The sequence below is a fragment of the Caulobacter sp. GW822-FHT01G02 genome (genome assembly GCF_058802865.1).
Genome location: NZ_JBXAON010000001.1, coordinates 1,082,741 through 1,096,687, shown reverse-complemented (window position 1 = coordinate 1,096,687; position 13,947 = coordinate 1,082,741). Strand labels below are relative to the sequence as shown.

Here is a 13,947-nt window from a genome sequence, read left to right as displayed (position 1 = left end):
TCAGACGCTGGCCATTTGACTGAGCGTGGCGAGACCACGCTTTGGGGGAGAGAAACCGATGCGATTCACCCGTCGCGGCCTGCTGGCCGCATCCGCCGCCGTGGCGGCCGCATCTTCAGTGGAGGCAACGCCCAAATCGATGTCCGCACCCGCGCCCTGGACTCCCGACGCCACAGAGCTGGCCGGCCGTATCCGTCGCAAGGAGGTCAGCGCCGCCGAGGTGGTCGAGGACGCCATCCGCAAGGCCGAGGCCCTGCAGCCGCAGGTCGGCGCGATCGTCACCTCGGACTTCGACCGGGCGCTCGCCAAGGCCAAGGCCGGCCAGCTGTCGGGTCCGTTCGCCGGCGTGCCGTTCATGGTCAAGGACCTGGATCCCTATAAGGGCCTGCCCACCCGCAACGGCTCGCGCAGCGGCCTGCGCGCCCCGCCCGAGACCACCCAGACCCCATATGTCGACGCCTTCGACGCGGCCGGCTTCGTGGTGATCGGCAAGTCGGCGACGCCGGAATACGGCTTCCTGCCGACCACCGAACCGATGGGCTTTCAGCCGACCCGCAATCCCTGGAACACGGCCCGCTCGTCCGGCGGCTCCTCGGGCGGCGCGGCGGCGGCCGTGGCCTCGGGCATGATCCCGCTCGCCCACGCCACCGACGGGGGCGGCTCGATCCGCATTCCGGCCAGCAACTGCGGCCTTTTCGGCCTGAAGCCCTCGCGGGGCCGCATGTTGCAAGGCCGTCCCGTCGCGCGCGGCCTCGACATCTCGGTCTCGCACTGCGTCTCGCACAGTGTCCGCGACTCGGCCGCCCTGTTCGCCGCCACCGAACGCACCGGCGCCGACGCGGTGTTCAAGCCGATCGGCGTGGTCTCCGAGCCGCTGAAGAAGAAACTGAAGATCGGGCTGGTCATGGCGACGGGCACGGGCGTCACGCCCGATCCGGAGGTGCAGACCGCCGTCAACAACGCCGCCAAGCTGCTGGAGAGCCTGGGCCACAAGGTCGAACCGACCGCCTGGCCCATGGACGGCGCCCAGTTCGGCCAGGACTTCACCGTGCTGTGGGCCAGCGGCGCGGCCGAACTGGTCGCCGGGATCGGCAAGGCCATCGGCCACAAGCCCGATTCCAGCGTGCTGGAGCCCTTCAGCCTGGGCATGGCTGAACTGGTCGGCCAACTGCCGCAAGGCGCCCTGCCCGCCGCCATTGAGCGCCTGAACGCCAACACGAAGGCCTATGACGCCTGGCTGACCAAGTACGACGTCATCCTCTCGCCGGTGCTGGGCAAGCCGCCGGTCGAGTTGGGCTATGTCGCCGGCTGGATTCCGTTCCAGGAGCTGCAGTCCCGACTGACAACCTATGTCGGCTACACCCCGGTCCAGAACGTCGCCGGCGCGCCGTCGATGAGCGTGCCGCTGCACTGGACGCCGGACGGCTTGCCGGTGGGCGTCCAGCTGGCCGGCCGCGCGGGCGGCGAGGCGCTGCTATTCCAGCTGGCCTATCAGCTGGAGGAGGCCCAGCCGTGGGCGCACCGCAAACCGCCGGTGAGCCTGTAAACCAAGAGGGCCCGCATCAACCGATGCGGGCCCTTCCTTCTCGCGGCGGACGCCGAGAGATCACCCCTCGACGAACACCTTCTTGAGGTCGTTCTTCATGATCTTGCCATTGGCGTTGCGCGGCAAGGTCTCGTGCCAGAAGACGATCTTCACCGGCACCTTGAAGGCCGCCAGGCGGTCGGCGACGAAGGCGCGCAGCTCGGCCTCGGTGGCTTCCGCGCCCGGCTTCAGGGTGACGACGGCCGCCGGCTCCTCGCCCAGGGTCTTGTGCGGGATGCCGACCAGGGCCGCGTCCATCACCGCCGGGTGATCGTAGAGGCAGTTCTCGACCTCGATGCAGTAGATGTTCTCGCCGCCGCGGATCAGCATGTCCTTGGCGCGGTCGATGATGAAGCAGAAGCCCTCGGCGTCGAGGCGCGCCAGGTCGCCCGTGCGCACCCAGCCGTCGACGAAGGTCTGGCTGGTGGCTTCCGGCTTGTTCCAGTAGCCGCGCACGACCTGCGGGCCCTTGCACCACAGTTCCCCGACCTCGCCGATCGGCAGCTCGCGATAGGGAGCCTCCACGGTCATGATCTTCAGGTCGGTGACCGGCACGGCGGGGCCGCACGAGTCGGGACGGTTCTCATAGTCCTCGGCCGAATTGGACGTCGCGGTGGCCGAGGTCTCGGTCATGCCCCAGCCGTTGCCGGGCGCCGCCTTGGGCCAGACTTCCTTGATCTTGCGCACCAGCTCCGGGGCCGAGGGCGCGCCGCCATAGGCCACGGCCTCGATGGACGAAAGGTCGTACTTCTCGCGGTTGGGATGCTCGATGATCTGCCAGGCGATCGTGGGCACACCGCCCATCGAGGTCAGGCGCTCGTCCTGGATCAACTGCATGGCCTTGTCGGGATCCCACTTGCGGATCATGGCCAGCTTGGCGCCGCCGAACAGCGAAGGGTTCAGCACCGCGAAACAGCCCGTGGCGTGGAAGAACGGCACGGAAATCAGCGAGCCCTTCTGCGGCAGGCTGGGATCAGGCTCGGGCGGGGCCTCGCCGCGACGCAGGAAGCTGCGCGCCCCGGCGGCGGCGGCGGCGAAGATGTTGCTGTTGATGTTGCGATGGGTGCCGATGGCGCCCTTGGGCTTTCCCGTGGTGCCGGAGGTGTAGAAGATCGTCGCGTCATCGTCCGCCGCCAGGGGCGTGGTCGACAGCGGCTTCTCCTCCAGCCCGGCCCAGTCGTTGGGACCGCCGATCACCGCCTCGAGGTGGATCACGGCCGGGTGGCTGATCTCCTCGGGAGAGCGGCTGACATAGACAGTCCGCAGCTCGGGACAGTTGTGCAGGTGCTCGGTCAGGCGCTCATAGCGTTCGACATCGACCACGAGGACCGAGGCGCCGGAATCGAGCAGGCCATATTCCAGCTCCGCGCCGGTCCACCATGCGTTCAGCGGCGTGACGATCGCGCCCAGGGACAGGCCGGCATAGAACGCCACGGGCCATTCGGGCAGGTTGCGCATGACGATGGCGACCCGGTCGCCCTTCTGAACGCCCTTGGCCGCCAGCTCCGCCGCGAAGACGGTGACGGCCCGATAGAAGGCCTCGAAACTGACGCGCTCATCCTCGTGGACCATGAAGATCTTGTCGCCGTGGGTGCGGCCCATCAGCAGGGTCTCGCGCAGGGTCGGCGGCGCGTGCTTCCAGACCCGGGTCTTCACGCCCCGGATCTCGATCTCCTCCATCTCGCCGGGGGTCCCGGGCTGAGTGATCAGGGCATAGGCCTGTTGGACGGACATCGCTGGCCACGGAACGGACGCGGTGACGGGGGCGGCCTGGCTCATTCTACTCTCCCGGTTAGGTGTCGCGCCCTGTTTGATCGAGCGCGTTCGCCGACCAGAGAGCACAGCCGCAAGCCGGATGCAAACGTCCGTTTGACCCTAGGAGAACATTGATAACCTAGACGCGCGATACGGGCCTGGACACCATGCTTTCGAGGGGCGATGACCTAGCGTCATTTCCCGACTTCGGAGCGCCGCCTTGGCCGAATCCCTGCTGTTTCCCGATCGCGAATTCGCCGCTTTCCTGTTCGACATGGACGGCACGGTCCTGACCTCGATCGTCGCCGCCGAGCGTGTTGTGGGCGCCTGGGCGCGGGAGCATGGCCTCGATGTCGACGCCTTCCTGCCCACCATCCATGGCCGTCGCATGATCGAGACCTTGCAGGCCTTGGCCCTGCCCGGCGTCGATCCCGAGACCGAGGCGCGAGCCATCAACGCCGCCGAGATGGCCGATGTCGACGGAGTGGATGCCATTGACGGCGCGAAGGCGTTTCTGGCCGCCCTGCCCGACGATCGCTGGGCGATCGTCACCTCGGCCCCACGCGAACTGGCCAAGGTGCGGCTGGCGGCGGCGGGCCTGCCCCTCCCCGCCGTGCTGGTCACGGCCGAGGACGTCGAGCGCGGCAAGCCGGCGCCCGATTGCTTCCTGCTGGCGGCCCAGCGGCTGGGCCATCCGATCGAGGACTGCCTGGTGTTCGAGGACGCCCCCGCGGGCATCGCCGCGGCCGAAGCGGCCGGAGCCAGCATCGTGGTGATCACCGCCACCCACAGCCATGCGCTGGAAACGCCGCATCCGGGGGTGACGGGCTATGGCCCCTTCAGGACGACGGCTTCCGGGGCGCTGAGCTTCTAAAAAATGCTTGTCATCCCGGCCGTAGCGAAGCGGAGAGCCGGGACCCAGGGGCCGGCGCACCGCGGTTGCCCCTGGGTCCCGGACAGCCTCTACGAGGCTTCCGGGATGACAAGATGGGATGTTGTCAGCCCACCGACTCCAACCGGCTCAGCGCCGCCTGGAGCTTGGCCTTGGCGGCCTCGGCCTCGGCCAGGCGCTCGCGATTTTCCTCGACCACCTCTTCCTTGGCGCGGGCCAGGAAATCGGGATTGCCGAGCTTCTTGTTGACCTTCTCTATCTCGCCGGCGTGACCGGCGATCTCCTTGGTCAGGCGCGCCTTCTCGGCCGTCAGGTCGATGAAGTCGGCGATGGCCAGGGCGCCGGTGGCCTCGCCCATGACGATCGGAACCGAACCGGCCGGCGAGGCCTCGGCCTCGCGGAGGCTGTCCAGACGGGCCAGGGTCAGCAGCAGGTCGCGGTGACGGGCCAGGCGAGCCTTGGTCTCCGCGCCGGCGCCGACGATGCTGAGCGCCGGCTTGGCCGACGGCGGCACGTTCATCTCGGCGCGGATCGAGCGAATCTCGCCGACCGTCTCGACCAGCCAGCCGATCTCGGCCTCTGCGTCGGCGTCGATCCAGCTGTCCGGCAGTTGCGGCCACTGGGCCGAGATCAGCATGGAGTCGCGGGCCGGACCGAACACGGCGGTCTTCTGCCACAGCTCCTCGGTGATGAACGGCATCACCGGGTGCAGCAGCTTCAGGATCACATCCAGCGCCCAGGCGGCGGTGGCGCGGGTTTCGGCCTTGGCGGCGGCGTCATCGCCGTTCAGGATCGGCTTGGCCAGTTCCAGGTACCAGTCGCAGAACACGTTCCAGACGAAGCGGTACAGGGCGCCGGCGGCCTCGTCGAACGCCGGGGCGTCCAGGGCCTTGGTCACCTCGGCCACGGTCTTGACGGTCTCGCCGCGGATCCACTTGTTGATCGGCTGCTGCACGGTCGAAGGATCGAAGCCCTCGATACGGACGCACTCGTTCATCTGGGCGAAGCGCGAGGCGTTCCACAGCTTGGTGCCGAAGTTGCGATAGCCCTCGATGCGTTGCTTCGACAGCTTGATGTCGCGGGCCTGGCCCGACATCGCCGTCATGGTGAAGCGCACCGCGTCGCAGCCCAGCTCGTCGATCAGGATCAGCGGATCCATCACGTTGCCCTTGGACTTGCTCATCTTGGCGCCCTTCTCGTCACGGACGAGGGCGTTGATGAACACCTGCTTGAACGGAACTTCGCCCATGAAGTGGATGCCCATCATCATCATCCGAGCGACCCAGAAGAAGATGATGTCGAAGCCGGTGACCAGGGTGCTGGTCGGATAGAACCTGGCGAGGTCGGCGGTCTTCTCCGGCCAGCCCAGGGTCGAGAACGGCCACAGGGCCGAGCTGAACCAGGTGTCGAGGACGTCTTCGTCCTGGCTCAGGACGACGTTCTCGCCGAACTGGGCCTTGGCGGCGGCGTAGGCGGCCTCCTCGGTTTCCTCGACGAAGATCGCGCCATCCGGCCCGAACCAAGCCGGGATGCGATGGCCCCACCAGAGCTGGCGCGAGACGCACCACGGCTCGATGTTGCGCAGCCATTCGAAGTAGGTCTTTTCCCAGTGCTTGGGTTCGAAGACCGTTTCGCCCTCTTCCACCGCCTTCAGGGCCGGCTGGGCCAGGGTCTTGGCGTCGACGTACCACTGGTCGGTCAGGAAGGGCTCAATGACCACGCCCGACCGGTCGCCGTGCGGGACCATGTGCTTGGTCTTCTCGATCTCCTTCAGCCAGCCCTCTTCCTCGGCGCGGGCGACGATGGCCTTGCGCGCGACGAAGCGGTCCATGCCCTGGTACTCGGCCGGAACAGCCTCGTTGAGCTTGGCTTCGACCGTCAGGATGTTGATGACCGCCAGACCCGCGCGCTTGCCGACTTGGAAGTCGTTGAAGTCGTGGGCCGGGGTGATCTTGACCGCGCCCGAGCCCTTGGTCGGGTCGGCGTAGTCGTCGGCGACGATCGGGATGCGGCGGCCGACGATCGGCAGGGTCACGAACTTGCCGACCAGGCCCTTGTAGCGCTCGTCGTCGGGGTGAACCGCGACGCCGGTGTCGCCGAGCATGGTCTCCGGACGGGTCGTGGCCACGACGATGTAGTCGCGGGTCTCGTACTCGGTGGCCTTGCCCTCATCATCGAAGGCGATCGGATGCTGATAGGTGACGCCGTCGGCCAGCGGATAGGCGAAGTGCCAATAGGCGCCGTCGACCTCCTTCTGCTCGACCTCGAGGTCGGAGATGGCGGTCTGGAACTGCGGGTCCCAGTTGACCAGGCGCTTGTCGCGATACAGCAGGTTCTGCTTGTAGAGCTGGACGAACACCTTGCGGACGGCGGCCGACAGGCCCTCGTCCAGGGTGAAGCGCTCGCGCGACCAGTCGCAGCTGGCGCCCAGGCGGCGCAGCTGGTTGGTGATGGTCCCGCCGCTCTCGGCCTTCCATTCCCAGACCTTGGCCACGAAGGCCTCCCGGCCCATGTCGCGGCGGCCGATATTGCCGGCGGCGGCCAGCTGGCGCTCCACCACCATCTGGGTGGCGATGCCCGCGTGGTCGGTGCCCGGCAGCCACAGGGCGGCCTTGCCGCGCATGCGGTGGAAACGGGTCAGCACGTCCTGCAGCGTGTTGTTCAGCGCGTGGCCGATGTGCAGGCTGCCCGTGACGTTCGGCGGCGGGATCACGATGACGAACGGCTCGGCGTTCGGATCCTCGCTCGGCTTGAAGGCCCCGGAGGCCTCCCAGGCGGCGTACAGGCGGGGTTCGACGGACTTGGGATCGAAGGTCTTTTCAAGCATGGCGGAGCGGATATGCCATCTGCGGCCCGCGCGGGGAACCGGCGGGCCTGGATTTGTGGGGTAATTCACAACGAGAAAGGCGGCCGCCGCGGCGACCGCCTCGATTTTTCGAAGATCGAGCGCGTTTAGCCGCGACCGCGGGCGATGCGCTGTACTTCTTCCTCGACCTTGGTCTCGACGATGCGCGGCAGGTTCTGGTCCAGCCACTCCTTGAGCAGCGGGCGCAGCAGCTCGCGGACAACGTCTTCCAGCGTGCGGCCGTCCTTGGGCATCAGCAGGGCCGAGCTCAGGCTGCCGAAGGCGCTGGCGGCGGCCGAGGCGGCGTGGTCGCCGACCAGGTTGTCGGCCATTTCGTCACGGTTGAACGCCGGCGCCGAGGGCGGCGGAGTGTAGACCGGCTCGGGCGCGGGCTCTGGCGGCGAATAGACGTCGATGTCGCCGACGGTCTCCAGCGGCGGCAGCTCGGGCTCCGGCTCCGAAATGATCGGATCGGTCAGCTCGAGGATGTCGTCGTCGAACGATTCGGGCTCGGGCTCCGGCGGCGGAGGCGGCGCGGCCTCGGCCGCAGGCTCCGCCGGCGCGTCATCCTCCGAGATGATGCGCCGGATGGAGGCGAGGATCTCCTCCATCGTCGGTTCTTGAGAGCTCTGATCGGACATGTGCGGGGCCGTCGTAAAGGGTACGAATCCTTGCGCGCCCTAGGACACGCTTGGCCGCGATGGTGCAGACTTACGCGTGTTAAGCAAGCGTAAGTCCACGCCTGAGCGGAATCGACGCGGAGTTAAGGCTACTTGGAGGTCGCCACGCTGGTTGAAGAGGGCAACTTCGTCGAGGGCGCGCCGATCTTGTCGATCGCCTGAACCACCGGCTCCCACGGCACCCAGCCCACGCTGTGCGTCACGCGGCCGTAGGAAACCTTGGGATCGTAGGCGGTCGTGCCCGTCGACAGCTTGCTGACGTCCAGCTGGCCCATGGCCTGCAGGACGATGGCGCTGGCCACGTATTCGTCGCGACGGGCGCTGACCAGGGCCAGTTCGGCGTTCGACAGCTCCAGCTGGGCGTTCAGCACGTCCAGCGTGGTGCGCAGGCCGACCTGCTGCTCCTGGCGCACGCCTTCGAAGGCGATGCGGGTGGCGCGGACCTGTTCCTCGTTCGAACCCAGCTGGGCGCGCGAGGCCAGGAGGTTGCTCCAGGCGTTCGAGACTTGCTGGATCGCGGTGCGCTTGGCGCTTTCCGTGGCGCTGCGGGCGGCGTTCTCGCGCTCCGTAGCGGCGCGGACCTGCGAAGTCGTCAGGCCGCCGGTGAAGATCGGCACCGAGGCGGTGACCGAACCCGAGACGGTGCGCGAATAGTCGTCGAACTGGCTGCCGACGCCAGCGCTGCGACCGGCGTCGAAGCCGAGGCCGGCGCGGGCCGAGATCGTCGGGCGATAGCCGGCCTTGGCCACCGCCACACGGGCGGCGGCGGCCTCTTCGTTGTACTGGGCCGAGGTCACGCCCGGATTGGTCGTCTGGGCGGCTTCGAAGGCCTGGTCGACCGAGGCGGGCAGCAGGCCGGCCAGGGTCGGCTCCGGCGCCAGATCGCCCGCCGTCTGACCGACGACGGCGGCGTAGCCTGCGCGGCTGACCTCGAGTTGGGCCTGGGCGCCCGACAGGCCTGCCTTGGCGGCCGCCAGGCGCGCCTGCGACTGGGCCACGTCGGTGCGGGTGATCTCCCCCACCTCGAAGCGGGCGTTGGATTCGTCGAGCTGGCGCTGCAGGACCGCGACGTTTTCCTTGGCGATGCGCAGGCGTTCCTGGTCGCGGCGGACGTCGACATAGGCCTGGACCACGTTGACCAGCACGCTCTGTTCGACCGAGCGCAGGCTTTCGCGGGCCGACAGCACGTCGGCCTCGGCGGCGCTGAGCGTCGCGCTGGCGCGGCCGCCGGTGTAGAGCGGCTGGGTCACCGAGACCGTGGCGCTGCTGCCCGAGGACTTGACCGTGGCGCCGGAGCCGGCCGGGTTGACGTTCGCCCCGGTCACGTCCAGCACGGCGCCGACCGTCGGGCGGAAGCCCGTCTTGGCCTGCACGACGCCTTCGTCGGTGATGCGGGCGCTGGCGCGCTGCTGCTGCAGCGTCGGATTGGTCTGATAGGCCAGGGAGATCGCGTCGGCCAGGGTGTCAGCCCGAGCCTCGGAAAACGAGACGGCGGAAAACGCGCCGGCCAGCAGGCTGGCGCAGCAAGCAGCGGCCAGGAGCCCGGCCCGTCGACGGTTCGACATCAAAGTTCTATCCCCAATCCCCGCGAAGCGCGCGCTCGCCACAATATGACCGCGTGTAAGTCCAGCCGCCAGACGCCGCTAGTTAAGCTTTTTTCACGCAGACGTTGCGGCAGGCTACCGCCCAAGGGTGTCTAGAAGCTGAAACCGGCCTCGACCTCGAAACCGGCCAGCATCGGCGGCGAAGCGTCGAAGGCTTGGCGACGGCCCACGCCGTCCTCGGCGCGCAGATAGACGGCGGCCCGGCCGACCGGGCCGGTGCGCTCGATGACGCCCAGACGGCCGCCAACGGCCAGGGCGTCCTGCCAGGCCTTGGGAGCCACAGCGACCGCGCCTTCACAGATGATCACGTCGTAGGAACCGGTCGGCACGGCCTTCAGATCGTCGCCTTCCAGGCGGGTGACGACCAGGCCCATGGTCTCCAGCACGGTCGCGGCGTACGGCGCGGCGATGGCCAGGGCCTTCTCGCCCTCCCGGGGCTTGAGGGCCTGCAGCAGCTTGCCCACTTCACGCGGGCGCAGCAGCCAGCGGCCGGGCGCGTATTCGATGTCCGCGTCGGCATAGGCCAGATAGGCCTTCGAAGCCGGCACGACGCGCTCGCGCGCCACCACCCGCAGGGCGTCCTGCAGCGGCAGGTCAGTGACGTCGGCGGTGCGAATCTGGCTCTCGACCATGTTCAGCCGCGCGGCGGCGAAGTCGGTGCTCATGGAATCCCTCGAAGGACTGGACTTTCGAGCAGGCTTATAGGTCCGCGCCCGGCCGAAACGCAATGCGATCGGAAGCCGCGCTCGCTCGCCTGTCGCCCGGTGAGCGCCCTAAAAGCGTCATCGCCTTCTGAGGGCATGCTCCCAAAGATCAAAAGGTGGTCATCAGACCCCATGGCGGCGACTGTCACGTAACCTTGATTGATCAGCTTCGCCGTATGGTAAATAAGCGGCTGTCGGCGGTTCACCCGCCGAGTGGGGAGGAAGCCGGAAATCTAGGCTTCATAGGAAACCGCCATGTTGAGTGCGCCCGTTGTGATCGTGACGACGATCTGCGCTCTGATCGTGATCTATTTCCTGCCTCGCCTGACCGCGGCCGGCCGCAAGCTCTACGGACGCTATCGGCGGCGCCAGCGCGCCTTGCGGCAGGAACGGGAACGTCGGGAGCAATTGCAACGACGCGCTTAGCCGCATTGAGGCCGCAAAAGGGCGAGCTGCGGAACCAATAGCGGCGATCGGAACTGATCTGTGGCGGACCCGCGCCGCGTTCCAGCTCCTCCCCGTCAAGGTCCGCGCCATGAAGATCGCCCAAGTCACCCCGCTATACGAAGCTGTTCCGCCGCGGCTTTACGGCGGCACAGAACGCGTGGTCGCCCACCTGACCGACGCCCTGGTCGACCTGGGCCACGAGGTCACCCTGTTCGCCAGCGCCGAAGCCCGGACCAAGGCCCGACTGATCGCCGTCCGCGACCAGGCCATCCGCCTGGACCCCGCGCCGCTAAAGTCGGATCTGGCGGCCCACCTCGCCCAGTTGGCCGAGGTGCGCGCCATGGCCGACCAGTTCGACATCGTCCACTTCCATACCGACATGGTGCAATTCCCGTTCTTCGCCGACCGAGCGAAAAACACCCTGACCACCCTTCACGGTCGCTTGGACCTGAAGGACCTGCCCGCCGTCTACAAACGCTGGCCGCAGTTCCCGCTGGTCTCGATCAGCGACGACCAGCGGCGACCCCTGCCCTTCGCCAACTGGGCCGGCACGGTGCACCACGGCATGAACGCCGACATCTACGCCTTCTCCGAGAAGAGCCAGGGCTACCTGGCGTTCCTGGGCCGCATCTCGCCGGAGAAACGCCCCGACCGCGCCATCAACCTGGCCAAGCGCCTGGGCAAGCGCCTGAAGATCGCCGCCAAGGTCGATCCCGCCGACCGCGTCTATTTCGAGGACGTCATCGAGCCGATGATGCGCGGCGAGCCTCTGATCGAGTTCATCGGCGAGATCGGCGATAGCGACAAATCGGCCTTTCTGGGCGGGGCCGACGCCCTGCTCTTCCCGATCGACTGGCCCGAGCCCTTCGGCCTGGTGATGATCGAGGCCATGGCCTGCGGCACGCCTGTCGTGGCCTATGCTTGCGGCTCGGTGCCCGAAGTCATCGATGACGGTCTGACCGGCTTCATCGTCGAGAATGACGACCAGGCCGCCGACGCCATTCTCAAGGTCGAAAGCCTGGATCGAAAGCGTGTCCGTGCGCGTTTCGAGGAACGGTTCTCGTCCGAGGCGATGGCCCGCCGCTATGTCGCCCTCTACGAGCGGCTGTGCAATGGCGCGGCCGTCTATCCGTCCTTGGTCGATATGGCGGCTAGCGCATGAATTGAAGGAGGGGCCATGGAGAGTCTTGCACCGGCCATGGAGGCGCCGGTCGACTACGGCGTGACGGCGGAAGTCCGCGCACCGCAGAATCTCTATGCGCTCAAGGACAAGGACACCTTTATCGTCGCCGATGAGTTCGGGGATATCGCCGGCCAAGGCGATGGGCTGTTCCACAACGACACTCGCATACTGTCGCTCTACCGACTGACCTTGGGCGGTCGCATGCCGTCGCTTCTGTCGGCCGCGGTCGCTCACGACAACGTCTTCTTCACCTGCAACAGCACCAACCAGGCCCTGCCCTATCCTGGCGAACGGATGGGGCCTCCCGGCGTGCTGCACATCGAGCGCAAGCGCTTCTTGTGGGGCGAGCGCCTGTTCGAGCGCATTCGCTGCGTCAACTACAGTCGCGACACCGTGCTGCTGCCGATGACCATCGAGTTCGACGCCGACTTCCGCGACATGTTCGAGGTGCGCGGCAGCCATCGCGCCAAGCGGGGAACCAAGGGGCCGCCGCATATCGACGGCCGAAGAGTCGCCTTCAGCTATCTCGGCCTCGACGACGTCGAGCGAACCTCGGTCATCGCCTTCTCGGACGCGCCGTTCCGCCTCTCGGCCCACAGGGCCGAGTTCATGTTCTCGCTGCACGCCGAGGGCCAGACCGAGCTCTATATCGAGATCGGCGTGGTCGACGGCCATATTCCCAGCCGCGAGCGCTTCCGCGACGCCGCGGCCCACGCCCGCTGGGACATGCGCGCCCGCCGCCGGCATGGCGCGCGGCTGAACAGCTCCGGCCGCCTGTTCAACGAGTGGCTGGGCAAGTCGCGAGCGGATCTGGCCCTGCTGACCACCCGGATGGAGACCGGCCCCTACCCCTATGCCGGCATCCCCTGGTTCTCGACCGCCTTCGGGCGCGACGCGATCATCACCGCCTGGCAGATCCTGTGGTTCGAGCCGTCCCTGGCCAAGGGCGTACTGCGCTATCTGGCCGCCCATCAGGCGCAGGAGCGCTCGACCTTCCGCGACAGCGCGCCCGGCAAGATCATGCACGAGACCCGCAAGGGCGAGATGCCCGCCTTGGGCGAGGTGCCATTCGGCCGATACTACGGCGGGGTCGACACCACGCCGCTGTTCGTGGCCCTGGCCGGCGCCTACCAGGAGCGGACCGGCGACGACAGCCTGATCGACGAGCTATGGCCCGCGCTGGAAAAAGCCATGCACTGGATCGAGAACGACGGCGACAGCGACGGCGACGGCCTGATCGACTACGCCCGCGGCCAGGACAGCGGCCTGTCCAACCAGGGCTGGAAGGATAGCGAGGATTCCGTCTTCCACACCGACGGCCGCTATCCCACGGGGCCCATCGCCCTTGTCGAGGTGCAGGGCTACGCCTTCGCCGCCTATCGCGGCATGGCCCGCCTGGCCGAACGACGGGGCGAGATCGGTCAGGCCGCGATCTGGAAACAGAAGGCCGAGACGCTGCGCGAGAAGGTCGAGGCGCTGTTCTGGATCGAGGAGCGCGGCTTCTACGGCATCGCCGTCGACGGCCAGGGCCAGCTGTGCCGGACCCTGTCGTCCAATCCGGGCCATCTGCTGTTCTGCGGCCTGCCCTCGCCCGAGCGGGCCCGCAAGGTCAGCGACCAGTTACTATCGGCCAGCTTCAACTCCGGCTGGGGCGTGCGGACCCTGGCCACCGGCGAGGCCCGGTTCAATCCGATCAGCTACCACAACGGCTCGGTCTGGCCGCACGACACGGCCCTGTGCGTCATGGGCCTGTCCCGCTACGGCGAGCGCGACGGGGTGGTGAACCTGACGGCGGATCTCTTCGAGACCGCCAGCCGCATGGGCATGCGCCTGCCTGAGCTCTTCTGTGGCTTCCCGCGCTCGCCGGGCGAGCCGCCCGTGGCCTATCCGGTCGCCTGCCTGCCCCAGGCCTGGGCGGCGGGGTCGGTATTCATGATGTTGCAGGCGTGCCTGGGGATCACCATCGACGCCAATCGCGGCGAGATCGTCCTGGTGGACCCGCGCCTGCCGATCGGCATCGATCGTCTGGCCGTCGAGCGCCTGCGCGTCGGCGCCCTGACCGTCGACCTGATCTTCGAACGGCAGGGCGAGCGCGTCGCCGTGCGCACCGAGGGCGACGTGCCGCTGATCATTCGGTCCAAGCCCTCGTGGGACTGAGGCCTGGTTTGAGCTCTTCGAAAGTCTTCGCAGGCGGCCTCGACTTGCCACGACCAAACATCGTCGATCGCAAGTCTGGAAAGAGTGGCTCCGCG

10 protein-coding genes and 1 pseudogene are annotated in these 13,947 nt (G+C 67.7%); 6 read left to right on the top strand and 5 right to left on the bottom strand.

The genetic code is table 11. The annotated features are described in order from the left end of the window. Positions 1-58: 58 nt before the first annotated feature. Positions 59-1,546, top strand: coding sequence for an amidase (locus AC1RNC_RS05035; RefSeq protein ID WP_492884216.1), 1,488 nt, complete (start codon positions 59-61; stop codon positions 1,544-1,546). A gap of 60 nt (positions 1,547-1,606) precedes the next feature. Here the strand turns inward: AC1RNC_RS05035 and AC1RNC_RS05030 are convergent, their stop codons facing one another. Then, on the bottom strand, positions 1,607-3,364 hold the full coding sequence (locus tag AC1RNC_RS05030; RefSeq protein WP_492884214.1) for a class I adenylate-forming enzyme family protein: 1,758 nt from the start codon (positions 3,362-3,364) through the stop codon (positions 1,607-1,609). A 196-nt stretch (positions 3,365-3,560) separates the two neighbouring features. Here AC1RNC_RS05030 and AC1RNC_RS05025 point away from each other — a divergent pair, with 196 nt between their 5' ends. After that, entirely contained in the window at positions 3,561-4,214 is a 654-nt protein-coding gene (locus tag AC1RNC_RS05025) for an HAD-IA family hydrolase (protein ID WP_492884212.1), read from the top strand. Further along, positions 4,214-4,324: pseudogene (locus tag AC1RNC_RS05020) on the top strand (hypothetical protein); the annotation flags it as partial. The gene AC1RNC_RS05025 and the pseudogene AC1RNC_RS05020, both read left to right, overlap by 1 nt. A gap of 14 nt (positions 4,325-4,338) precedes the next feature. On the opposite strand, the gene AC1RNC_RS05015 reads toward AC1RNC_RS05020, so the two are convergent. The 4 genes from AC1RNC_RS05015 to AC1RNC_RS05000 all read right to left on the bottom strand — a co-directional run bounded on the left by AC1RNC_RS05015 (position 4,339) and on the right by AC1RNC_RS05000 (position 10,026). Further along, on the bottom strand, positions 4,339-7,059 hold the full coding sequence (locus AC1RNC_RS05015; RefSeq protein WP_492884210.1) for a valine--tRNA ligase: 2,721 nt from the start codon (positions 7,057-7,059) through the stop codon (positions 4,339-4,341). 125 nt (positions 7,060-7,184) lie between these two features. Continuing rightward, positions 7,185-7,718, bottom strand: coding sequence for a pole-organizing protein PopZ (gene popZ / locus AC1RNC_RS05010; RefSeq protein WP_492884208.1), 534 nt, complete (start codon positions 7,716-7,718; stop codon positions 7,185-7,187). 128 nt (positions 7,719-7,846) lie between these two features. After that, positions 7,847-9,322: a TolC family outer membrane protein gene (locus AC1RNC_RS05005; RefSeq protein WP_492884206.1), complete on the bottom strand. Its 1,476-nt coding sequence runs from the start codon at positions 9,320-9,322 to the stop codon at positions 7,847-7,849. A gap of 131 nt (positions 9,323-9,453) precedes the next feature. After that, positions 9,454-10,026 carry a protein-L-isoaspartate O-methyltransferase family protein gene (locus tag AC1RNC_RS05000; RefSeq protein ID WP_492884204.1) on the bottom strand — a complete coding sequence of 191 codons (573 nt, stop codon included), beginning with the start codon at positions 10,024-10,026 and terminating at the stop codon, positions 9,454-9,456. A gap of 294 nt (positions 10,027-10,320) precedes the next feature. On the opposite strand from AC1RNC_RS05000, the gene AC1RNC_RS04995 reads away from it, so the two are divergent. The 3 genes from AC1RNC_RS04995 (at position 10,321) to AC1RNC_RS04985 (ending at position 13,852) form a co-directional block, all read left to right on the top strand. Then, positions 10,321-10,491: a hypothetical protein gene (locus AC1RNC_RS04995; protein WP_492884202.1), complete on the top strand. Its 171-nt coding sequence runs from the start codon at positions 10,321-10,323 to the stop codon at positions 10,489-10,491. A gap of 109 nt (positions 10,492-10,600) precedes the next feature. Next, positions 10,601-11,674, top strand: coding sequence for a glycosyltransferase family 4 protein (locus tag AC1RNC_RS04990; RefSeq protein WP_492884200.1), 1,074 nt, complete (start codon positions 10,601-10,603; stop codon positions 11,672-11,674). A 15-nt stretch (positions 11,675-11,689) separates the two neighbouring features. Continuing rightward, positions 11,690-13,852 carry an amylo-alpha-1,6-glucosidase gene (locus AC1RNC_RS04985; protein ID WP_492884198.1) on the top strand — a complete coding sequence of 721 codons (2,163 nt, stop codon included), beginning with the start codon at positions 11,690-11,692 and terminating at the stop codon, positions 13,850-13,852. Positions 13,853-13,947: the final 95 nt, after the last annotated feature.

Bases quoted from the DNA above. Each gene is read 5' to 3' on its own strand.
- AC1RNC_RS05035 (WP_492884216.1), top strand. From the start codon at position 59: ATGCGATTCACCCGTCGCGGCCTGCTGGCCGCATCCGCCGCCGTGGCG.
- AC1RNC_RS05030 (WP_492884214.1), bottom strand. From the start codon at position 3,364: ATGAGCCAGGCCGCCCCCGTCACCGCGTCCGTTCCGTGGCCAGCGATG.
- AC1RNC_RS05015 (WP_492884210.1), bottom strand. From the start codon at position 7,059: ATGCTTGAAAAGACCTTCGATCCCAAGTCCGTCGAACCCCGCCTGTAC.
- popZ (WP_492884208.1), bottom strand. From the start codon at position 7,718: ATGTCCGATCAGAGCTCTCAAGAACCGACGATGGAGGAGATCCTCGCC.
- AC1RNC_RS05005 (WP_492884206.1), bottom strand. From the start codon at position 9,322: ATGTCGAACCGTCGACGGGCCGGGCTCCTGGCCGCTGCTTGCTGCGCC.
- AC1RNC_RS05000 (WP_492884204.1), bottom strand. From the start codon at position 10,026: ATGAGCACCGACTTCGCCGCCGCGCGGCTGAACATGGTCGAGAGCCAG.
- AC1RNC_RS04995 (WP_492884202.1), top strand. From the start codon at position 10,321: ATGTTGAGTGCGCCCGTTGTGATCGTGACGACGATCTGCGCTCTGATC.
- AC1RNC_RS04990 (WP_492884200.1), top strand. From the start codon at position 10,601: ATGAAGATCGCCCAAGTCACCCCGCTATACGAAGCTGTTCCGCCGCGG.
- AC1RNC_RS04985 (WP_492884198.1), top strand. From the start codon at position 11,690: ATGGAGAGTCTTGCACCGGCCATGGAGGCGCCGGTCGACTACGGCGTG.